This is a genomic window from uncultured Acinetobacter sp., from assembly GCF_947624825.1.
Classification (GTDB): domain Bacteria; phylum Pseudomonadota; class Gammaproteobacteria; order Pseudomonadales; family Moraxellaceae; genus Acinetobacter.
This window is the reverse complement of sequence record NZ_CANQLZ010000006.1, coordinates 15,603-37,655: the sequence shown is the minus strand read 5'-3', so window position 1 is coordinate 37,655 and position 22,053 is coordinate 15,603. Positions and strand designations below refer to the sequence as shown.

The 22,053-nt window shown below is 38.7% G+C and carries 17 protein-coding genes; 5 read left to right on the top strand and 12 right to left on the bottom strand.

What is annotated here, in order from left to right:
- Positions 1–92 precede the first annotated feature (92 nt).
- The 7 genes from Q0017_RS02665 to Q0017_RS02635 all read right to left on the bottom strand — a co-directional run bounded on the left by Q0017_RS02665 (position 93) and on the right by Q0017_RS02635 (position 8,941).
- Positions 93–509 (bottom strand): hypothetical protein, encoded by a 417-nt coding sequence (locus tag Q0017_RS02665; protein WP_298142323.1) that lies wholly within the window; start codon positions 507–509, stop codon positions 93–95.
- Entirely contained in the window at positions 506–2,665 is a 2,160-nt protein-coding gene (locus Q0017_RS02660) for a hypothetical protein (protein WP_298142321.1), read from the bottom strand. Before Q0017_RS02660 ends, Q0017_RS02665 begins: the two co-directional genes overlap by 4 nt.
- Complete coding sequence (locus Q0017_RS02655; RefSeq protein WP_298142319.1) at positions 2,662–4,215, bottom strand: site-specific integrase; 1,554 nt, start codon at positions 4,213–4,215, stop codon at positions 2,662–2,664. Before Q0017_RS02655 ends, Q0017_RS02660 begins: the two co-directional genes overlap by 4 nt.
- Positions 4,212–5,582: a site-specific integrase gene (locus Q0017_RS02650; protein ID WP_298142317.1), complete on the bottom strand. Its 1,371-nt coding sequence runs from the start codon at positions 5,580–5,582 to the stop codon at positions 4,212–4,214. Before Q0017_RS02650 ends, Q0017_RS02655 begins: the two co-directional genes overlap by 4 nt.
- Before the next feature lie 144 nt (positions 5,583–5,726).
- Positions 5,727–6,323 carry a single-stranded DNA-binding protein gene (gene ssb / locus Q0017_RS02645; RefSeq protein ID WP_298142315.1) on the bottom strand — a complete coding sequence of 199 codons (597 nt, stop codon included), beginning with the start codon at positions 6,321–6,323 and terminating at the stop codon, positions 5,727–5,729.
- Between the two features lie 53 nt (positions 6,324–6,376).
- The gene (locus tag Q0017_RS02640; RefSeq protein ID WP_298142313.1) at positions 6,377–7,741 is read right to left on the bottom strand and encodes an MFS transporter; all 1,365 of its coding nucleotides are present in this window, start codon (positions 7,739–7,741) and stop codon (positions 6,377–6,379) included.
- A 111-nt stretch (positions 7,742–7,852) separates the two neighbouring features.
- The gene (locus Q0017_RS02635) at positions 7,853–8,941 is read right to left on the bottom strand and encodes a DUF475 domain-containing protein (RefSeq protein WP_298142311.1); all 1,089 of its coding nucleotides are present in this window, start codon (positions 8,939–8,941) and stop codon (positions 7,853–7,855) included.
- Positions 8,942–9,142: 201 nt separating this feature from the next.
- Here Q0017_RS02635 and tenA point away from each other — a divergent pair, with 201 nt between their 5' ends.
- Positions 9,143–9,805 (top strand): thiaminase II, encoded by a 663-nt coding sequence (tenA, locus tag Q0017_RS02630; RefSeq protein ID WP_298142309.1) that lies wholly within the window; start codon positions 9,143–9,145, stop codon positions 9,803–9,805.
- Positions 9,806–9,982: 177 nt separating this feature from the next.
- Complete coding sequence (gene uvrA, locus Q0017_RS02625; protein WP_298142307.1) at positions 9,983–12,814, top strand: excinuclease ABC subunit UvrA; 2,832 nt, start codon at positions 9,983–9,985, stop codon at positions 12,812–12,814.
- Positions 12,815–12,955: 141 nt separating this feature from the next.
- Here uvrA and Q0017_RS02620 read toward each other — a convergent pair whose 3' ends face one another.
- Together Q0017_RS02620 and Q0017_RS02615 are read right to left on the bottom strand one after the other, a co-directional pair.
- Positions 12,956–14,641 (bottom strand): GGDEF domain-containing protein, encoded by a 1,686-nt coding sequence (locus Q0017_RS02620; protein ID WP_298142305.1) that lies wholly within the window; start codon positions 14,639–14,641, stop codon positions 12,956–12,958.
- A 445-nt stretch (positions 14,642–15,086) separates the two neighbouring features.
- Positions 15,087–15,944, bottom strand: coding sequence for an IS982 family transposase (locus Q0017_RS02615; RefSeq protein WP_298142402.1), 858 nt, complete (start codon positions 15,942–15,944; stop codon positions 15,087–15,089).
- 797 nt (positions 15,945–16,741) lie between these two features.
- Here Q0017_RS02615 and omp33-36 point away from each other — a divergent pair.
- Positions 16,742–17,632, top strand: coding sequence for a porin Omp33-36 (omp33-36, locus tag Q0017_RS02610; protein ID WP_298142303.1), 891 nt, complete (start codon positions 16,742–16,744; stop codon positions 17,630–17,632).
- A gap of 58 nt (positions 17,633–17,690) precedes the next feature.
- Here the strand turns inward: omp33-36 and Q0017_RS02605 are convergent, their stop codons facing one another.
- Positions 17,691–18,365 carry an ion channel gene (locus Q0017_RS02605; protein WP_298142301.1) on the bottom strand — a complete coding sequence of 225 codons (675 nt, stop codon included), beginning with the start codon at positions 18,363–18,365 and terminating at the stop codon, positions 17,691–17,693.
- Between the two features lie 74 nt (positions 18,366–18,439).
- Here Q0017_RS02605 and Q0017_RS02600 point away from each other — a divergent pair, with 74 nt between their 5' ends.
- Together Q0017_RS02600 and Q0017_RS02595 are read left to right on the top strand one after the other, a co-directional pair.
- Positions 18,440–18,952, top strand: a complete 513-nt coding sequence (locus tag Q0017_RS02600; protein ID WP_298142300.1) for a hypothetical protein — start codon at positions 18,440–18,442, stop codon at positions 18,950–18,952.
- On the top strand, positions 18,953–19,798 hold the full coding sequence (locus Q0017_RS02595) for a hypothetical protein (RefSeq protein WP_298142298.1): 846 nt from the start codon (positions 18,953–18,955) through the stop codon (positions 19,796–19,798).
- A 48-nt stretch (positions 19,799–19,846) separates the two neighbouring features.
- On the opposite strand, the gene Q0017_RS02590 is transcribed toward Q0017_RS02595, so the two are convergent.
- Positions 19,847–21,553, bottom strand: coding sequence for a cation acetate symporter (locus Q0017_RS02590; protein WP_298142296.1), 1,707 nt, complete (start codon positions 21,551–21,553; stop codon positions 19,847–19,849).
- A complete protein-coding gene (locus tag Q0017_RS02585; RefSeq protein WP_298142295.1) occupies positions 21,550–21,885 on the bottom strand; it encodes a DUF485 domain-containing protein in 336 nt (111 codons plus the stop codon). Before Q0017_RS02585 ends, Q0017_RS02590 begins: the two co-directional genes overlap by 4 nt.
- Positions 21,886–22,053 lie beyond the last annotated feature (168 nt).

Sequence of the window (22,053 nt, the reverse complement as noted above, 5' to 3'; positions counted from 1 at the left end):
TAATCATATTTATTTTAAAAAATAGATATCATTATAAAGTCTCGCAAAACATATAACTCTCGATCTATTACGCAAGAAGGTGAATATATAAATTATTTCTTGGTTAATGATCTATCCAATGTAGCCAAATCTACATTCGGCATTTGAGATAAATTATATTGCCATCGTCTGTACTGGTCTGCCCATAAACTTTCTTTTGCTTCAAGTAACTTTTTCAAATGTGAAATTTGGCTTCTTAACTCTTCATTCTCTTTGATAAGCATATCAATCGTCACATCACCTATTGAGGCTATAACAGTCGATTTTGCCTCTCTAAGCGTCTTTTTTCGAAGATTAAAAGCCTGTTTTACAGGCTCATAGCTCATTAAGGTAAATTTAGAAATAGAAGGTTTATCTAATGCTCTAGCTACTGACACTGCGAAAAGATCCCAAGTTAACTTACCCGACCATTTATTGAGGATACTTTCGATAACTTTCATTTCTTTGACATCAATGAACTTATGTTTCATAAGCCACCTTGCAATAATGCTAAGAATGAATTCTTTGACTCATTCGCTAATTGTTCAGACATAGGATTCTTTTCGTCTACCGTATTCATTAAATTTTGTTCACCTAATGCAATTTTTGTCAGGCTCACATCTAACTCTTCTGGGATACGAAGTATTAAGCCATCAGGTAATTGATCATCTTCTAGATATTTTAATAATGTCTTAATAATGGCGAGTTTTTTGCCATGGTAAACTAACCAAGCACTTGCACCATGAAAGCCTTCTTGCGTAGCAGCAGCGGCTCGATTAAGTTCATCTTGCACAACATCTTCTAGCTGCTTGAGATGTTCAACATTTTTCGGCAATCCTTTTACACATGCATGTTCTTTACAACTGATACATTCACCTGCTTTAGTACAGGGTGTCATTGTCCAGTCATGCTCACAGTATCCATAACCTGAGACTTGTACTGTACCTATTCGATCTTTACGCCCCAGCATTTCAAATGTCACAGGTACATTAGCTTTGATAGCTTCTAAAGCGGTTGTGCCATCTAAACTTTCCAATCCAAGTTCTAAAAGTTTTCTAGATTCAGCTTTAAACTCACTCATTGGTCGCAAATCATAAGCACGATTATCTTCAATTCTTGAACGTCCAGCAAACATAGCTAGATCCAGAGAGTCCATCTCACCACGCTCTGCCATCGTGGATAGCCAAACTCTAATTTGATGGGAGGAAATAACTATTTCGCCTCCATCTTCATTTTTAATACCTAATTCACTGAATAGAGAGTGTGTACCAGGTAATCTCTGATGTATTGCACCTAATGCGTCATTTAGTAAGTTTAGATTTGGACATTCAAAACTATACTCTTTGGGTGCAAATTCATTATGAAATTCATTCTCTCGAACCAGACACAATAGATCACAAACTGGCTTATCAATTTCAGCTATTTGAGGCCAACTTGGGAATTTTTTCTTATATTTTTCAAAAGTGAATTTAGCTAAGTCGCTGTAAGTAATATAACTCTTTGCACCAATTAGATTTGTAACCCATTTTTGTCTATATAGTTTCTTAATAACCTCAGTATTTGTGGATGTACTTTCTAAACTTGTAGAACGATCTACTAAATTGAAGGCAGCAGCAAATTCACCAACTGTAAGTGGTGCATCTTCATCGTGTTCCTTAGATGTTATGCAGCTATCATGCCGATAAAATTGACTGGATTTTTCAATAGCCCATTTTGCAGCTTTTCTTGCAGGCTCTCCAATCATAATTAGCCGCTTAACAGCTTCCTTAACTGTAGGTGCTATTAACGGATGAACAGGCTTGGAAATAAGACCCCCACCTTTTTCAGCCTTCCATCGAATATAAAGAATTGTTGTTTCTTTATCCTCAAGCTGCTGAGTTTCCTCATTTCTTACTTTTTCACTATGAGTTTCTTCAAACAGACAATCTACAGTTAAAAAACTTAACTCCCCACCACGACTAGGAGCACACATCAGTAAGACAGCTTGAGCCGAATAAAATTTTTGATAAGCTGTTGTTGCTAATCTGAATGCATCAGCTAATGCTGTAATTTCAAAACTTGCTAATAGCCTTTCTTGTTGCCATTTTCTATCTTCTTCTGATGTTCCTTGTGCTTTATTTCCAGGTCGTTTCCACGGATTTGTCCATACAGGAATAGTTATATTAATTTTAAGAAGTCGCAAATCTTCTAAAAATTTTTCCAACATTTGTCCATAACGGTATCTTGAAGATTCAGAACTCCGTTCATAAATCATCTCAGTAATCTTTCTTAATACAATCCCATCAAGTAGTAAAACATCTGCCTTAGAGTAAACAAAGAGTAGTGCATCATGACAAGTCTTTAATACCATCATCATGTTACCGGGATTTGTTGCATTCCATGTTTGGCTATCTCTTACATAAGCTTTAGCAAAATCAACAAAAGGGGGCTCCATCGGAGAACCAGTCTTTCTACCTTTTTCCGCTAAACCAGTAAATTCCATAGATTGAGCACGACCATTAGCTAAATAATGCTTCCAATTTGAGCTACTGAAACCACCTTGATCTTCATAAATAGTTAACTGATTCTTGGCCCGACAAATGAAATCATTTAAGTTCTTTTGACAATCTAATTCATGTTTGGGTACAAATGGAATAACTTCACTCATGCTCTTATTTCCTCCATTTTAATGCGCTTATCACATGCATCTAAAATGGCTTTTACACGAGATAATTGTAAGTCATAAGATTTTATAACTAATTCGCTAGCACCCTCTTTATGTCGCTGCTCAACCTCTTCTAATAAATTTAAAAACAATTCATCCCAAGGTGCATAAAGTAAAGGTTGAAATTGATCACATAGCAGACATGCTTTCATACCAGCTTGACATGATGGAGAGCCTCCACAATTACCAATCTGTTTATTGTCCCCCTTATAAATTCTGCTAGTAATATCTTGTCCTCGTCTAGCTTCTCTCTCATCCTCGATTAGCCGACCTTCAAATTTAGTCGCCAGGAAAGTCATAGGATCATTCATGTGCTCAAAGATGCGTAAGGCCAATTCATGGGTATGAGCTGTGTAAACTTTCAATTGTTGAGTATCTGAATGATCCATTAAATATGCCAATTGAACTCCCGTGATTCCATGTCGAACCAGGTTTGTTGCACGTGTTCGTCTGCATCGTACTGGAGTAAAGTGAATATAATCTGATGTTCTTTCAGAAATAGCGTCACACTTTCGAGATAGACTTGTAGTTAAAATATCAACATCTTGGATTGAAGCATGAAAATAATCAGGTGTTGTCTTCAATTTTTCGCGGAATAATTCTACCGAATTGACTACCTTAAACCTATTAACATTGAAAAAAATCGGAAGTTCTTTTAAGTCTTCTTCTGTTAATTTTGGGATGTATTTTCTAGCTACTTGCTTGTTTTGCTCAATTAAATTTTTCAGAACCAAATACATATCTTCACTGATATATATTGATCGTGATTCTCCTCTAAACGTACCACCTCTTTGCTTAGCTCTGGGAATTTCAAGCTCGTATTTTAGACCATCAACAACCTTTTTAACTGTTAAATCGACTGCCCTTAATGCTCGAATCTGATTTGATCGGCGAGCCGTAGAATAAATTGTATAAAACCATGCAAACTCTTCTAAACTAATTAGTTCGCTTTTAAATGCATTCCCAGCCCATACTAACAATGATTGTTGTTCAGTTAATGTATATGGACCTGTATAAGGACAATGGTGAGTAACAGCCTTTCCTTTAGTATTTCCCGCTAATACAATCTTATCTAAAACTTCTTCAACACCAATAGTTAAGCCATTAAATCCCCAAGAGATCCAACTACGTAATAAAGCACGAATAGTTCCTAATTTATATTCATCTTCTTTACTTAAACTAGCTTTAATATTCAAAATCAATTCAGGTGTAATAAGTCCACCATCATAAATATCTGTATCTAGGAGATATCTTCTAAAATAACTCCAACAATTATGCGTGTAATGAGCTGATACTTCCTCAGCTAATCTTGCAATTGTTAAGCGAAACCCCTTAAGTACTTCAGGATGGATTTTTTTATTTACAATATTCCAATTTAGTATTAGTGAATTATCTAAAGACCAATGTTGAGCAATAAAATTAAATTCATAACCAGCCTTACTTACTCGTGTGTCGAGATAGAATTCAGCAACATCTGAATAATCATGTTTCACTGAAATTCTCCAATATTCAGATGTTCATCAATTCTGTTTTGTTCATTTTTTAGGAACTTTTCTGCCTGCTCCTTAGTGTGTCTCAAGTTATAAACTATGGCAGAAGTAGCGCTACGATGCCCATTTAGATACATCCTTTGCTCTATTTCCTTTTTTTCCGAAATAACATCGTTTAGCCTGCCTTCCTCTACTGCTAAAGCATTGTTTGTATCAATAATTTTAGAAAATCTATTATTAAAATTATGTCTAAAGCTGTGTTTGGTTAGAGTTCTAGATGTAGAAAAACCATTTTTCTTAATAAAATCTGCTAGTTTTTCACTAACAGCGACTTTCTCTACCATTTTAGAAAATTGAATTAGTGACAATGGATCCCCTTTACTTTTTCCTTTATTTGAAACAAACAAAAAACTATGTGATTTTGTATTAGGTATTTCTCTACGCTCATATAAAATATAATTTCTAAGTTCATTAGATAGTTTACGTGAGATAGGAATATCTCTTTCTTCAGTTTTTGCATTCGGTTCGAATCTACGTTTTGTATCTTCGGGATCGTTATGCCTTCTTCTTACTTGAATTGCTGAGTCCGAAAAATCAATATCTGTAATCTTTAATTGTAATATTTCACCAGTTCTCATACCTGTTTCATACAGCATTCGAAACAATAAATAATTTCTGGTTCTAACAGTAGAAGTAAATGGATTCATTGGATTCTCTAAATCAACAATCCTCATGACCTCATCAAAAACTTCGGGAGGAGGTGCCTTCCTATCAGGATCAATTACTTTGTTTCTGGAACTACGTCCTTTACTCTTTTGATTCAAGATATTGCTTTTAATTCGAGATATCTGATCTAAGTAAGCTGAAAAAGAAGGCTTTGATCTTAAGATATTGATTGCTAAGAATTCAAAATACTCTGCAAACTCATGAATTCTACCTATTTGTTGCTCTACCCCTACTATTGGATCAGGGATTTTACTTATCGGAGATATGAATTTAATTAAATTATCATTTCTTGTTTTTTTCGATGAGGCTTTTAAATTTCTTCTAGCAGCTTTAGAAGTTAATTTACAATGATGGCCAATCTGATGAATTTCATTTGTCGTAAATAAATCATCATTCAATATTTTAGTATGATCATTAATTATGCGAATTATCTTGTCTGATAAACGTTCACCTACAATTTGTTCCCAAATATTGATATGAGCCAAGTTATTTAAATGTGCTCTTTGAGTAGCCTGAGTCTGAGATCTCACTTTAGTAGTCATATAGAGTGTAGTCCAGAAATCAGGAATACCATCTTCATTAACTAACAAAGTAAATCGCTCACCATCTTGAGCTATGAAATTTTTACGGTGTAAGTCAGGCATACTTAAGAATAATAAATACAATGTTTTATATTGTATAAAGTTATTTTACAAGAAATACAAGTTTTTTAGAGTAAAAAAAATAAGAACCCAATCTAAATCAGGTTCTTACTTTATATTAAATACAATATTTAATTATTGTATAGTCTAAAACGGTAAGTCATCGTCCATATCCGCAGGTGGTTGTGCAGCAGGCGCTTTAGGTGCAGCTTGCGGTGCAAAACCACTTGGGTTGTTATTGCCATAACCATTTTGATTTGGCGCAAAACCACCTTGGTTGGCATTATTGGCATAACCACCTTGGTTATTGTTATAGCCGCCTTGATTGGCATTGCCATAACCACCTTGGTTATTGTTGTTAAAACGCGGTTGACCAAAACCACCTTCTTGTGACGCGCCATCACTTTGACCGCGTGAATCAAGCATTTGCATTTGATCACCACGGATTTCGGTGCTGTAACGCTCTTGACCGTTTTGATCAGTCCACTTACGAGTACGTAATGAACCTTCAATATAAACTTTTGAGCCTTTGCGTAAATATTGCTGTGCAATTTCACCTAAACGGTTATTCAGCACAATACGGTGCCATTCGGTTTGTTCTTTACGTTCACCGCTGGCTTTATCTACCCAAGCTTCACTGGTTGCAATTGAAAATTGAGTAATTGAACCACCATTTGGAAAGCTTTTGGTTTCCGGATCTTTACCCAACGTACCCACTAAAATAACTTTATTTACACCACGCATGAGTTCTATACCTAACAACTGTTTTTACTTGTTTTACTTTATAAGAGTTAAGCCTAAATGGCTATATCTTTCCCTAACAACTGCGTTAATTGTTGTCGCCCTGCATCATCCAGTAACTGCTTTTCAACTTTAACATAAGCCACGTTTTGCTCGGCCATAATCACCACTTCTTCAATGCCACGAATTGCCAATAAAGTTTGGCTCCATTCTTGGTCTTTTTGATTTTCAGGTAAACGAAACACCATAGAAGATAAATAACGTGGCTGCTTTAATCCAAAGCTAACCAATAACCATAAAATGGCAATTACCGTTAAAATGCTCCAACCTAAGGCCGTGTTATTTAGCAACAATAATTGCCCACCCAATAAACCACCCACAAATGCACCTAAAAATTGGCTAGAAGCATTGACGCCCATGGCTGTGGCTTTAGATTGAATAGGTGCAGACTTTGACATCCATGAAGGTAGTAATGCTTCCATCACGTTAAAGGCAATAAAGAACAGTGCTAAACCTAACAATAAGATATATTTTGATTCAAAGCCAAAAATCAAAATGATTAAACCTAAGATAATACCGCCAATCGCGGTTAAGAAAATGCCGCGCATTTTGCGGTATTTCTCGGCCAAAATAATGCTTGGGAAGGCAAAAAACAAACTCAGCACCAACAGTGGCAAGTACACTAAACCATGATTTGCAAGGGGTAAATCTGCCATCTCAATCAATTGCGATGGCATATAAATAAACATTGCGGTGAGCAATAAATGTAAGCTAAATACCGACACATGCAGACGATTGAGATCGCCCATTTTAAGCACTTGCTTTAGTTGTGTGACGTAACCTTGTTGGAAATTTTTATGGTGACGAATCACTTGGGGTACTAAAGCCAACATTCCAATTGCCATTAAACCCATAAGAGTGGTCACCCAAAACAAGCCCGAGATGCCCACCAAACTGGTCAGCCAAGGCCCCAAGCTAAAAGCCACCACAAACGATAAACCAATACTCATGCCCATCATGGCCATGGCTTTAGAGCGTTGTTCTTCTCGGGTCACATCGGCCAATAATGCCATCACCACCGCAGACACTGCTCCACCACCGGCAATAGCGCGCCCAATGATCACCCCATAAATGCTCTCAGACATGGCAGCGACAGCCCCACCTAAAGCAAACATTAATAAACCAATCACGATTAAAGGTTTACGGCTATAACGGTCGGCAATCAAGCTAAATGGAATCTGTAAAAGGGCTTGGGTCAAACCATAGACCCCCACAGCTAGACCAATCAGCATTGGGGTGGCATGTGCATATTGCTGCCCCGCGACCGAAAACACCGGAATAATCATGAATAAACCCAACATGCGTAAAGCAAAAATACTGCTTAAGGCAAAAGTTGAGCGTCGTTCTAAGGCATTCATCATAGGGTTTGGGATTTAATAGCAAGGTCGCTAATATGCTACATCATTCAGCCTCAAGCTGCTATTTCAGGCATAAAAAAGGCGCATTGAAATGCGCCATAGTTGATATCGGTTTTACGAATCCAACTTTACTTGACGTTTACGATACTGAATCGACGCAATAATCGCCCAAACAATAAATGCCACACCAATTAAACCAGTCACCACTTCAGGAACGTGTAAACCTGTACCACTGGCAATCATAATAAAGGCCAATGCACCAATGGCATAATGCGCACCATGTTCTAAGTAAACGTAAGCATCTAAAGTGCCTTTTTCTACTAAGTAAATGGTAATAGAACGCACGAACATTGCACCAATGGCAAGACCAAGCATAATGATCACCACGTCTGAGGTAATCGCAAATGCACCAATTACACCGTCAAAACTAAACGATGCATCAAGCACTTCGAGGTACAAAAAGCCACCAATACCGGCTTTTACCACACCACCTGGTACAGGATTACCAGCTTTGTCTACCGCGTTACCTTCATCGTCTAATTCAGGCTCACCACCTAATAAATGACTAAGAACTTGAACACCGATATAAATCACGATACCCCAAATACCCGCCATGGTCACCACTAAACGTTTGGCTTCATCTACATTGGCAGCCATAATTAAAAGTGCCACTAAAGCAATAAACACCGACAACGCAGGCACAGAGGCTAAATTGGCTAAACGGCGTTCAATCCATTTAAACCAATGGGTGTCTTTACCATCATCTAAGAAGAAGTTTAAGAACACCATAAGTAAGAACGCACCACCAAAAGCGGCAATTTCAGGATGATGATTCATTAAACGGGCTGAGTATTCTTTGGGATCATTTAACGCTAAATTCACCACTTCCATCATGCCCATGTCGGCTGTCACCGCCACAATCACAATTGGGAAAATTAAACGCATACCAAACACGGCGACCAAAATGCCGACCGTTAAAAACAGCATTTTCCAAAAATGGTCCCAATGGCGCAGTACCGATGCATTTACAACCGCATTATCAAACGACAACGATATTTCCATGACCGCCAAAATGGCTGTAATGGTAAGCACCGTTAACATGGTTTTTAAGCCTGCCTCAGGCCCATGGGTATAACCCCAATAAGCCGACAACCCCAAACACACGATCGTAAATACGATTGAAAAACCAAAATGTTTCCACATAATTTTTCGACCTTAAATATCAAGCAATAAGAAAACGCTTGAGCAATCTTACCAAACAAGCGTTTATACGTTGCGATTATTGTACTCGTAAAGATGCAAGGGTCGTTGAATTTATTGTCTGACTGACGGCATTTTTTACCCTAGGGCGAGACTGGATAACTTGCTATAGTCATATACAATTTCACCTTTTGGATTTAAGACATGCTTTTTTCTGCACAGCTTTGGCAACAACATGCCGACATTTATCAAAAAATTCTCGCGCATCCGTTTAACCAACAATTAAGCCAAGGCACGTTATCGCAAAGTGCTTTTCAGCATTATATGATTCAAGATGCGCATTATTTGGTGGCTTACGGACGCGCCTTAGCTGTATGTGCCGCCAAAGCTTTTGATGCCAAAGATGTGATTCAATTTGCAGAAGCTGCCAAATTGGCGATTGTATTTGAACGTGAAATGCATGACAGCTTTTTAACGCAGTTTAATGTCAGCCAAGCAGAATTTGAAAATACTCCGCTCACCTTAGCCTGTCACCATTACACCAACTTTTTAACCGCTACCGCATGGTCAGAAAGTTACCCTGTGGTATTGGCATCTTTGCTGCCATGTTTTTGGATTTATGCTGAGGTTGGCCGTGATATTGTCAAGCAATCGGTTGCCAATAATCCTTATCAAGCGTGGATTAATACCTATGCAGGCGAAGAGTTTCACACTGCTGTTCGTGAAGTAGTGGCCACCATTGACCGTGTTGCAGCACGTTGTGATGAAGATACCTTAGCTAAAATGCATCAAGCCTATCGCCGTGGGGCAGAACTCGAATGGCTATTTTGGGACAGTGCTTATCGCGAGCAGACTTGGCCTTTATAATTGCACTTGGCGATTAAGCAAGTTGATGTTTAGTCGCCTGATCTTGTGCAGCTGTAGATTTGCCCAGAAACACAGCACTCCGACATAATTTGACGTACAAATGTAGTCAAAGCCCACTTGAACATTTTTCATGCGCTATTATATACGCCTCTCAAGATAAATGTTTAGGATCATTGCATGAGCCAAAGTCATATCCGTATTCGAGGCGCACGTACCCATAATTTAAAAAATGTGAACCTTGATATTCCACGCGATCAGTTTGTGGTGATTACGGGGCTTTCGGGTTCAGGTAAGTCATCACTTGCTTTTGATACCTTATATGCCGAAGGTCAGCGTCGTTATGTAGAATCGCTGTCGGCTTATGCGCGTCAATTTTTATCACAAATGGAAAAGCCCGAAGTCGACTCGATTGAAGGTTTAAGCCCAGCGATTGCCATTGAGCAAAAATCAACAAGTCATAACCCACGTTCAACCGTAGGTACCATTACCGAAATTTACGACTATTTACGCTTATTGTATGCCCGTGTTGGTACGCCATATTGTCCTGAGCATGACCTACCTATGGTGGCGCAAACCGTGTCCGAAATGGTCGATGCAGTTAAAGGCTTAGAAGAAGGTACAGCGCTAATGCTACTTGCACCGGTGGTGCGTGAGCGTAAAGGTGAATACAGTAATTTATTTGAACAATTGCAAAGCCAAGGTTTTGTGCGTGCCCGCGTCGATGGTGAGATTGTGGACCTTGACCCGATGCCTGAATTGGACAAAAAGAAAAAACACACCATTGAAGTGGTGGTCGATCGCTTTAAAGTGCGTGATGACTTAGGCAACCGTATTGCTGAAAGCTTTGAAACAGCGCTACGTTTAGGTGGTGATATTGCGATTTTATCGTGGATGAATGGCGAGCATGATGATCGAGTCTTTTCAGCCAAACACTCTTGCCCTGAATGTGAACGTGCTGTGGCAGAACTCGAGCCACGTTTATTTTCGTTTAACAACCCGTTTGGCGCTTGCCCTGTCTGTGATGGTTTAGGCACACGTAACCATTTTAGTGCCGAAAAACTGATTCATAATCCTGAGCTGTCCATTAGCCAAGGCGCAATTCGTGGTTGGGATCGTCAGCGTCCATATTATTACAGCATGTTGCAAAAAGTGGCGGAGCACTACGGTTTTTCCATGGACGCAGCATGGAATCAACTCGATAAAGACACGCAAAAGAAATTCCTATACGGCACAGGGCGTGACAAAATTGACTTAAGTTATATCGATGAACGTGGTCGTCGTCATAACCGCGTCATGCCGTTTGAAGGAATTTTGCCGCATTTAGAACGTCGTTACCGTGAGACTGAAAGTAACTATGTGCGTGATGATTTATCACAATATTTATCCAATACCGCCTGTGACGCCTGCGATGGTTCGCGCCTCAATGAAATTTCACGTCATGTGAAAATTTTAGACAAGACCATTGCCGAAATCACCAAAATGTCAATTGGCGATGCCGAGCAGTATTACCAAGATTTACAACTCAGCGGCGCCAAAGGCGAAATTGCCGATAAAATCTTTAAAGAAATTCGTGATCGTTTGCACTTTTTAGTATCTGTGGGTTTAAATTATTTAAGCCTGTCACGTTCAGCCGAAACTTTATCGGGTGGTGAAGCACAGCGTATTCGTTTGGCATCACAAATTGGTGCAGGCTTAATGGGCGTGATGTATGTGCTTGATGAACCTTCCATTGGTTTACATCAGCGTGATAACGACCGTTTGCTAGAAACTTTGGTGCGTTTACGCGATTTAGGCAACACTGTATTAGTAGTTGAGCATGATGAAGATGCCATTCGCGCAGCCGATCATATTATTGATATTGGCCCGGGTGCAGGTGTGCATGGTGGTTATGTGATTGCTGAAGGTACTTATGATGAGATTTTAGCCAACCCTGATTCATTAACGGGTCAGTATTTATCAGGCAAACTCAAAATCGAAGTGCCCAAAACACGTATTCAACCGCCAAAACCCGATGAGCAAATTAAGCTGATGGGCGCGGCAGGTCATAACCTTAAAAACGTAGATCTAACCTTACCTTTAGGCGTAATGACCTGCGTAACAGGCGTTTCAGGTTCAGGTAAATCCACCTTAATTAACCGTACCTTATTGCCGCTTGCTGCCACACAACTCAATGGTGCAACCACTTTAACAGCTGAGAAATTTGATTCAATTGACGGCTTACAGTTCTTAGATAAAGTGGTTGATATTGATCAAAGCCCAATTGGTCGTACCCCACGCTCTAACCCTGCAACTTATACTGGTTTATTTACTCCAATTCGTGAGTTATTTGCACAAACTCAAGAAGCCAAAGCACGTGGTTATACTGCTGGCCGTTTTTCATTTAACGTCAAAGGTGGGCGCTGCGAAGCCTGTGAAGGCGATGGTATGATTAAAGTTGCCATGCATTTCTTACCCGATATGTATGTGCCGTGTGATGCCTGTCATGGCAAGCGTTATAACCGCGAAACTTTAGAAGTTGGCTATAAGAGTAAAAATATTGCCGATGTATTAGAGATGACGGTTGAAGATGCGATGCATTTCTTTGATGCGATTCCTGTGATTCATCGTCGTTTAGAAACTTTAAACCAAGTGGGTTTGGGCTATATTCGTTTAGGTCAGTCGGCAACGACTTTGTCGGGCGGTGAAGCACAACGAGTCAAACTTGCTCGTGAATTGGCTAAGCGTGATACAGGCAAAACGCTGTATGTGTTAGATGAGCCAACCACAGGTTTACACTTCCATGATATTGCCAAGTTGTTGGATATTTTGCATCAGCTTCGCAACAAGGGTAATACCATTGTGGTGATTGAGCATAATTTGGATGTGATTAAAACCGCCGATTGGATTGTAGATTTAGGTCCTGAAGGCGGTTCAGGTGGTGGGATGATTATTGCTGAAGGAACGCCTGAAGAGATTGTAAATATTGACATTTCACATACAGGTCGTTTCTTAAAACCGATGCTTAAATAACCTTTGGTTTTAGTTCAATACGTGATAAAACGGTGATTCATTCACCGTTTTTTTTATTTAAGCAAAGACTAAACAACTTTTCACCTGAGCAAAATCTGTTTTTAAAACCACTAAAATAATTCTTCAGATTTGGTTAAAAAATTAACCCTCCACTGCATTTTTACCACTGGCTTTGACTCTTAATAAACTTTGATCTGCTTTGGCAAGCAACTGCTTCCATGAATCTCCACCAACAGCAACCCCTGCACTCACCGAAACGCGTAAATCCTCATGCCCTTCTACTTGGACTGGATGATGACTAATGGCACAACGTATTTTATCGCCAATATATAAAGCATCGCCAAAGGCACAATTTTCTAAAATCACCAAAAACTCATCACCACCATAACGCACCACCAAATCGGTGTTTCTAACATTTGCTTGCAATTGTTGCGCAATATGGCGAATCACATCATCTCCTACCAAGTGCCCATAGTAATCATTCACTTGCTTAAAATTATCAATATCAACAATAATAAGCGCCGTGTCACTAAAGGCATTACTTTGCTGATTTTTTAACTTTAAATACTCATCTAAGGCCACCCGATTTGAAGCACCTGTTAAGGGGTCAGTGTTGGCCATATTTTTAAGTTGAAAGGCTAAGGCATCACGTTGCTGTAAGGTTTGTTTCATACGTTCAATCGCATCTAACAAAGTCACAGAATCATTTAAGTCATGCTTATTTGCAGGGTCCACCAAGTCAAGTAAAGTATTACGTGCTAACACTAAAGGTAAAAAAACCTGATGACGTACATATAAAAAGGTAAAAACAACAGCGCCCAAACATAAAAATAACACCAAGCACGATACAATAAAGTCACGCTGTGCCACATGCTTACGCTCTTCAACTACAGCCAAACGTGTTTTTAGCACATAATGCTGTAAATCCAATACAGTTGCAGAATTCTGCACCGCAATTGTGGTGATTTGTTGAGTCGTATAACTATAAGGTTTTTGTTGATTACTTTCGTTTAATAAGGTGTCTATCAGCGCTTTGTTGGTCTGTAGCAATTGGCTTTCAATTGCCTGATAATACTTTTGAAATGCTGCGTGTTTTTCACTGGTGTCTTTAATATTGCCAATTAATTTCCATAAGTATTCAACTTGATATAACTGTTTTAAAGTCGCAATACGTTGCTGCTCATTAATTTTTTCAGAAAATATAATCGGTTCTTTTAAAGAAGATGTAATCCGGCTTGTTTGATCTTGTAAGTCATAGATCAACAGAATCATGGCATAGTGATAAGTGTTTTCCATCCCATAAGCTCTAGACTCAAGCAATTTCTTTTTTAATAAAGCATGGGTCTTTTCCCACACATCAAATAAGCTTTGCAGGTCTTGCATCAAGCGTTGTTGGGTACGTTGTTTTGATGGTAGATTGACATAATGATCAAAATCACGGCGTGCATTCACCAAATGTGGTGTGACTTCATTGCTTAACTGATTGGCAATTTCAGAAAAACCTGACGCTTGTAAAATGTGTACTGTTTGTTGAATTTTTTGATCGACCCGATCACGATGTTGCTGTAATTGAGCTTGATAAATGACTTGATTTTCAGCACTGGCATGATGCACAAAATTAATCGGTAAACGCTCACTCAGCATCGCCTGAGATAAGTCTGACATTGCAATTAAAGCTTCAATCTCAAGTAAGGTATGATTTGCTCGTTGGTAGCTTTGATAGCTTTTAAAAATCAATGACGCGGTCAGGACCAATAAACAAATGACCATTACAAAAGTTGAGATATGCAAATGTGTGCGCATACGTTCAGAACGTAATCTATACATGAATCTCTACGTCCTAAAACCAACAAATCAGGAAAAACATAGCTAAATTAAGCTGCTACTTTAAAACGAAAACATTTTGCCTGCTAGCGCTTATTTAAAGATAGGGAATAGAATTGCTCATTTGCATACAACTTAGCTGCATTTATCTACATCTGCCAAATTTTAATGCTTTTAGATCAGCTAAAAAACGCTATTTTTTTTGCTGATTTACCATAACAAAATATTTACAGCTGCCACAAAGCGGTGCATAATGCACTTCATTAGGGCGAGTTGAAATATTCCTCAGCAGATTTTTTAACTTTCCCGCAGATTTTGGCTAAAAAACCCACTTTTCTTTGAAAAGTGGGTTTTTTTATGCTTAAAATCTAGCTCAAAAATCATCATTTTGCACCAAAGTTGTGCAAAAACCTATTTAATATAACCCGAATCATGGATAAGCCTAGTTTTACATTGTTGTAAATTGAGGCTTATTCTGATGGCAGATTTGATAAGCACATAAGGATGCATAAATCCCAGCGAAATAACCTGAAATGGAACGATGACGGCTGCTTACTAAATTGTATTGCTGCTTCAATAAGCTAAAGACCGTCTCTATTTTATTGCGTTGTCTTAGCATTGCTTCATCCTCTGATGATAGCTCCATTGGACGCATATTTTTGCGATGATAGGTAATTAACTCAATACCTTGCTTTGTTAATGTATCTTTTAAACTTTCACTGATGTAGCCACGATCGCCGAAGATCTTACCCATATAGCCTTGCGCTAACTTTGGCAGAATCTTGATATCTGAAGTATGGCCATTCGACAGTTGGGTCTGAATCAATTGACCCTGAGCATCCACCAATATATGCAATTTGCATCCATAGAACCAACCCATTGAGCTTTTACCTCGTGTAGCAATTTGTTTTAAAGATTTATGGCGCTGAATACGCTGATTTTTACATACGGGTAAAGTTGTAGAGTCAACCCAAGCACATTCTGTTTGAGTCTTGGATGTTAAAGAAATATGTAATGCTTGAAGTGCGAGTTGATGTTGATTGATCAAATAAACGATCCGTTGATAGGATGGTAATGCTTTAAAAAGCTTGGAGTAAAAGCGTTTTATCATGCCATAAAAGGCTTTGAAATGATGAAGTTGAGAGTTTTTATACCAAACTGCGATAAAGATAATTTCAGATAAGCATAGAACACCTGATCGCTGTCTGACTTTAGGATTTTCTTGTTTTAGATACTGCCAATAGACCACTTCATTTTTTTGAAAAAAATCATCAATCGTGCAGAATAAAGTTGTAAACTCGAACATAGGATGGCTGGTTGAATGGTTTGTGTCGTAACTCACTTATCAACTCAGTCATCTTTTTTTTCAACTGAATTTCTTATCCATGATTCGGGTTAATATACGGTGTCAAGCAAGTATAAGCGACCAATTCGCTTGTAAAATACATAAAAAAAAGCCCAACCTTGGGGAAAGCTGGGCGGATAAAAACAAAATTAAAATCATTTTTTAAGCATTATATTCATTAAAGCCTGAATACAATGTTATGAATAGAATTCATTTAAGTTGACTAAACTGGTCGACTTTATAATCGAAATTATGGAAGAAAAATTCAGTGAAGTAAAGCACACTACAAACACATGTTTCTTTTTTAATCACCTTATTTTGAAATAATGTGTCAATCATGGCAATTTCAAAAAATTTACTTTATTTATCGCGGTATTTTTTATAAAAAGTGACTTACTTAGTATTTAAATTATTTTGAACTATAAAAAGATGCACTTTTTAGTTACAAGAAGATAACACTATAAATGTTTTTAACGATCAATTTTAACAATCAGATCGCTTTTATTACTGCTCTTATTTACGATATTGTTCATGTATTTTTAATTTTTTTAGCGGTAGTTTTACTTATTCTTTTGTTATAAAAAGTTTTTTCCTGACTTTAAAATTAAAACTTAAATGTGTAAATTTTAAACTCATACCATAAATCATATCAACAAATCAAAACAATAATATCTTTCCACTTCATTGACTTAATGAAATGTTACAATAGAATTGGCTAAGCAAATTCAGTCCATTTTTAATTACAACTGGTATCTATTATGAAAAAACTCGGTTTAGCCACTGCTTTATTATTAGCCGTAACCGGTGCTCAAGCTTACCAATTTGAAGTACAAGGTCAAGCTGAATACCTAGACACCACAGTAAATAACAAAGACTTTATTGGTGGTGTTCAAGCGACTTACTACTTTAAAAATGTTGATGCTGCTAAAGGTCCTTTAGCTGAAGCTGCGTTTTTAAACCATGCATCTAATGTTGCTGTTGCTTATAACTATGCAGAATTAGGTAACGACGGTCTTGACGTTGTAGCGCATAACATGGGTGCTAAAGGTGAAGTTTATATCCCAACTTCAGTTGTACCTGTATATGCAAGCGCATCTTACAGCGCAACCATTGCTGATGCTAAAAACCAAATCACTAAAGAGCTTGGTCTTGAAGACAATGGCGACCGTTATGCATTAGAACTTGGTGCTTTAGCACTACCTAACTTCTTGGTTGCTGTAGGTTACACAAGCGCTGCGAACCAACAAGCATTTGACGCATTCAAAGTTGCAAACAACGGTGTTGTTGCAGGCTATGGCGAATCTTTAACTCTAGGTGAAGACCAAGACGCAATCACTGCACGTACTAAATACGTAGGTGATATTGACGGTACTAACATGTCAGTTGCGTTTGAATCTGGCTTAGTTTATGGCGATGACACTGCATTTAACTTAGGTTCTACGCTTTATGTAACACCTAAATTAGGCTTAGGCGTTTCTTACTACGAATCTAGCTTTGCAGCTTCTCCAGATTCAGCTTTAGCTGCAAACGTAAACTACTTCATTACACCAGCTGTTGCTGTTGGTGCTTCATTTGTTAAAGCAAATGCTGAAGACAACTCTGTATTGGATACAGAAACTGTTGGCTTAAATGCTAAATTCCGTTTCTAATTTAAATTAGATACGATATAAAAAAAGGACGCTCAGCGTCCTTTTTTTATATCTCATGCTAAATTTTTCTTTCGCCAATATATTGCAGCGCAATTAAACGCGACACGATTACGGCCAAATACATTACCCCGCAAAACATTTGCACAATCGCCAATACACGCGCTAAAGGACTTAAGGGCATTAAGTCGGATAAGCCTGTGGCTGATTGCAAACTAAAGCTTAAGAATAATAAATCTAACCATTGTTGTTGCTGTGCCATGCTATTGAGGCTAAAACTATGCGGAATGAGTAACTGGCAAGTACTGTATAAAAATGCAAAACCCCATGCCAATAAGGTAAATACAGCACCTGCGGCAAATAACTCATCTAAAGTTAAATAACGATCTTCAAACATATAACGCAATAAACCATAAGCTGCACTAAAATAAGCAAAAGCTTCAAATACATGCGCCAATATTTGCACCCAACGCTGATCTATTCCCACTAAAATTAAGCTGGAAAACAACACCGCCAAACTCACAAAACTTAAACCTAAAAAGGTAAATACTGGCGTTTGGCGGATCACTTTTGCAATCACCAACAACGCCAATACCCCAAGCACCCAAGTCACCACTCGGTACGACTGGCTATACGAACTAAACATGGCCAAAACCAACATCAAGCTTTGTAAAAGTAACAGCCAAGCTGAAGGAAGCTGTTTAAAGGTGCACCAAAAATTAACAAATGCCTGCATAGCGTGTTTACTGTTGTGTTTTTATACGCAGTTAACTTAGCATGAGAAAAGTGCTTTACTGAGCAAAATATTGTATGAAAATCACAGCTAAAATTCGTCAAGAAATTACCGCCATTGAATTACGAGAAGATTTATCTCACGATAAAAAAATCTCCAATATTACCCACATTGCTTGCGCAACATGTGCAGGAGTGTCCATTCAACCGCTACCATTTGCCGATATTTTGTTGCTCACCCCGTTACAAGGTTATTTTGCCAGTCGTATTGCGGCTATTCATGGTGTTCCCATTAGTGAAAATGAGGCGCTTGATTGGGTCAAAGAAATTGTTGCTTTGGCAGGTTTAGGCATGTTGGCCCAGCAATTGGCGCTTGGGGTTTGGAAAACCGTGAGTTTTGGTTTTGGTGGTTTGCTGTCAATTCCACTAGTGTATGCCCTCACCTATGCAATTATGAAAGTGGCCGATGTATATTTTGCACATAAAGCTAAAAATGAAAAAATCAGCGAGGCACAGATTAAAGCAATTTGGCAGCAGGCTTTTCAACAAGGACAACAACGCGCCAAAGCGCAAAAAAAGCAGGAGGATTAAATGTCTCAAGCTTATCATTATTTAAACCGTCAGCTAAATACGCTTGAAATTACCCAAAGTTTGCTAGATATTGTGCAAGCTCATGTACTTTCATCACAAACACATGTGGTAATTTTGGCACTGCGTTTTGCTGTAGACGAGCTGAAAAATTACGATGCAGCTTTGCTTAAACACTATTTACAAACCATTGATGCAGATCAAATTGTCGCTTTGGTTAAAAATATCAAGACACAACTGTCTTTGCTTGAGTGCTTAAAACTCCAACATCAACAAGACCTGATGTATGTGGCTTATCCCAAAACGCATAGCAATACACTTGAAGTTTGTTTACATAGCCAAGACTTAGATGCTGTTTGTTTGATTTTATCAGCCTTTGGGCAAGCACAAGCTACATGGTCAGTTAAAAACCCTGAAGAACATGCCATTGCAGGGATTGAAATATTACATTCTTTGCAAGATGAAAATGCAGCCAATCACAAAGTGATGCTACAAAGTGTGGAAGATGCCATTGATTTATGGGTGACTGCCAAAGATCCAAATGATGAGCATTTTTGGGAATATTTTCCGGCCATTTCTGTGCTGAGTGTGTCTTTAGCCATTTATGATTTATTTAAACGCTACCAACGCCAAGAGATTAGTTGGCAACAATTTCAATGGATGGCAGCAAAAATCTCAGGGCTTAAAGTCAGTAAGATTGCTTTGATTGGCGTGTTACTGAGTCTACCTGTTGTAGGACAAGTAACAGGTGCTTATTTAGTGGCGCGTTTATTGCTCAGTGCTAAAGCCAATTGGTTTGAAAAAGATGCTGTGTTTTATCGTTATTTAAAGCATAAATTTAAACCCTAAATCACATAAAAAAAGCCCCAAATGGGGCTTTTTAAAAGGGACTATCACTTAGTGATCTGAAGCACCCGAGATACCAATACCCGTTTGTGAACGTACAAACTGCGCATCGAAAGCACGGCGTTCTTCTTGAGCTTGCGCCGAGTTATCCGTTACAGAGAACAACCAGCAGCAGAAGAATGCCAAAGGCATTGCAAACAATGCAGGACCATTGTATGGGTTAATTGGTGTATCAGAAATACCTAATGTATCTACCCATACTGCTTTAGATAAGATAATCAAGGTTACCGCAAGTACTAGACCAACCACGCCACCCATGACTGCACCGCGTGTGGTTAATCCTTTCCAGAACATTGACAATACAAGCACTGGGAAGTTGGCACAAGCAGCAACAGAGAATGCCAGACCCACCATGAAGGCTACGTTTTGTTTTTCGAAGATGATACCTAAAACCATGGCAAAGATCGCTAAACCTAAAGTTGCAATTTTTGACATACGTAATTCAGATTCAGGTGTAGTTTGACCTTTCTTAAATACGTTGGCATATAAGTCGTGTGAAATCGCTGAAGCACCTGATAGGGTTAAACCTGCAACCACGGCTAAGATTGTGGCAAATGCAACCGCAGAGATAAAGCCCATGAACAAGTCACCGCCCACTGCATCAGATAAATGCACCGCAGCCATGTTGTTACCGCCCACAAGTTCTAATTTACCTGTCACTGCCATTTTAGCAACGTCAAGGAACTGTGGATTGTTTGATACGTAAAGGATCGCACCAAAACCAATAATGAAAGTTAATAGGTAGAAGTAACCAATAAAACCTGTTGCAACCACAACTGATTTACGTGCTTCTTTAGCATCTTTTACCGTAAAGAAACGCATCAAAATGTGTGGTAAACCTGCTGTACCAAACATCAACGCTAAACCTAAAGAAATCGCATCAATTGGATTCGAAGCTAAGCTACCTGGACCCATGATTTTTGCAGCATCTGTTAAGTTTAAATCATGTACTTTAGAGAACACTTGAATAGATTGTTCAAACATGTTGGTAAAGCTAAAGCCTACACCTTTCATCACCATAAATGCCATGAAAGTTGCACCAGACAATAGCATCACGGCTTTAATGATTTGTACCCATGTGGTGGCTAACATACCGCCAAACATCACATACGCCATCATTAATAAGCCAACAATCACCACTGCAAGGTTGTAGTTCAAACCAAATAGCAATTTGATGAGCTGACCTGCACCGACCATCTGTGCAATAAGGTAGAATGCCACAACAACCAACGAACTGACCGCAGCCAAAGTACGCACTGGTTTTTCTTGTAAGCGGAAAGATACCACGTCAGATAAGTTAAATTTACCTAAATTACGTAGACGTTCAGCCACCAAGAATAAAACGATAGGCCAACCCACCATAAAGCCCAGTGAATACAGCAAGCCATCAAAGCCTGACATAAACACCATTGCAGAAATACCCAAGAACGATGCAGCTGACATATAGTCACCGGCAATTGCTAAACCGTTTTGGAAACCTGAAATCCCGCCACCTGCGGTATAGAAATCATTGGTACTCGTGGTTTGTTTAGCAGCCCACTTGGTAATAAATAAGGTACCTCCTACAAAGATCATAAACATGATAATTGCAGGCCAGTTGGTCGGTTGTTGTTCTGCTGCACCTAAGTCAGGACCTGCAAATGCTAATCCTGAAGCTAGCAACATAGTTACTGCGGCAAAAAATTTAGATTTGATCATGCATTTGGTCCTTTTTCTTTGGCAATCGCTTCAACTTCACGAAGCGCTTCATTGTTTAAACTGTCGAGTTTGTTGTTGGCAATGTACGAATACACACCACACAGCACAAAAGACAACACAATGATGCCAAGACCTAATGGAATCCCAATGGTGGTGACACCACCACTTAACGATTGCAATAAGAACTCTTTGTTGTAGCCAACCAATAGCATAAAACCAACATAAGCAAACAGCATGATTGCCGTGAGCGTCCAGCTCAAGCGACTTTTTCGTGCCACCATTTCTTTGAATTTTGGATTTTGTAGAATACGATCTACATGAGCCTGATCCATTTTTGTACTCCCTGCGCGAAAACCGTTCGGCGCGATTTTTTAATTAGAATTATTCCTGATGCCAAAGTAACAATGTGCAAGCTGCTTGTAATTTAGACTTTGGTCGTTAAATTTTGATCAATTTTGACTGACGAGTTTATGAATAAGCTATCATAGCCGCACAATCGG

What these genes read in the sequence shown, in the direction of transcription:
- Q0017_RS02665 (WP_298142323.1), bottom strand. Translation starts at nt 509, where the DNA reads ATGAAACATAAGTTCATTGATGTCAAAGAAATGAAAGTTATCGAAAGT.
- Q0017_RS02660 (WP_298142321.1), bottom strand. Translation starts at nt 2,665, where the DNA reads ATGAGTGAAGTTATTCCATTTGTACCCAAACATGAATTAGATTGTCAA.
- Q0017_RS02650 (WP_298142317.1), bottom strand. Translation starts at nt 5,582, where the DNA reads ATGCCTGACTTACACCGTAAAAATTTCATAGCTCAAGATGGTGAGCGA.
- ssb (WP_298142315.1), bottom strand. Translation starts at nt 6,323, where the DNA reads ATGCGTGGTGTAAATAAAGTTATTTTAGTGGGTACGTTGGGTAAAGAT.
- Q0017_RS02640 (WP_298142313.1), bottom strand. Translation starts at nt 7,741, where the DNA reads ATGATGAATGCCTTAGAACGACGCTCAACTTTTGCCTTAAGCAGTATT.
- Q0017_RS02635 (WP_298142311.1), bottom strand. Translation starts at nt 8,941, where the DNA reads ATGTGGAAACATTTTGGTTTTTCAATCGTATTTACGATCGTGTGTTTG.
- tenA (WP_298142309.1), top strand. Translation starts at nt 9,143, where the DNA reads ATGCTTTTTTCTGCACAGCTTTGGCAACAACATGCCGACATTTATCAA.
- uvrA (WP_298142307.1), top strand. Translation starts at nt 9,983, where the DNA reads ATGAGCCAAAGTCATATCCGTATTCGAGGCGCACGTACCCATAATTTA.
- Q0017_RS02620 (WP_298142305.1), bottom strand. Translation starts at nt 14,641, where the DNA reads ATGTATAGATTACGTTCTGAACGTATGCGCACACATTTGCATATCTCA.
- Q0017_RS02615 (WP_298142402.1), bottom strand. Translation starts at nt 15,944, where the DNA reads ATGTTCGAGTTTACAACTTTATTCTGCACGATTGATGATTTTTTTCAA.
- omp33-36 (WP_298142303.1), top strand. Translation starts at nt 16,742, where the DNA reads ATGAAAAAACTCGGTTTAGCCACTGCTTTATTATTAGCCGTAACCGGT.
- Q0017_RS02605 (WP_298142301.1), bottom strand. Translation starts at nt 18,365, where the DNA reads ATGCAGGCATTTGTTAATTTTTGGTGCACCTTTAAACAGCTTCCTTCA.
- Q0017_RS02600 (WP_298142300.1), top strand. Translation starts at nt 18,440, where the DNA reads ATGAAAATCACAGCTAAAATTCGTCAAGAAATTACCGCCATTGAATTA.
- Q0017_RS02595 (WP_298142298.1), top strand. Translation starts at nt 18,953, where the DNA reads ATGTCTCAAGCTTATCATTATTTAAACCGTCAGCTAAATACGCTTGAA.
- Q0017_RS02590 (WP_298142296.1), bottom strand. Translation starts at nt 21,553, where the DNA reads ATGATCAAATCTAAATTTTTTGCCGCAGTAACTATGTTGCTAGCTTCA.
- Q0017_RS02585 (WP_298142295.1), bottom strand. Translation starts at nt 21,885, where the DNA reads ATGGATCAGGCTCATGTAGATCGTATTCTACAAAATCCAAAATTCAAA.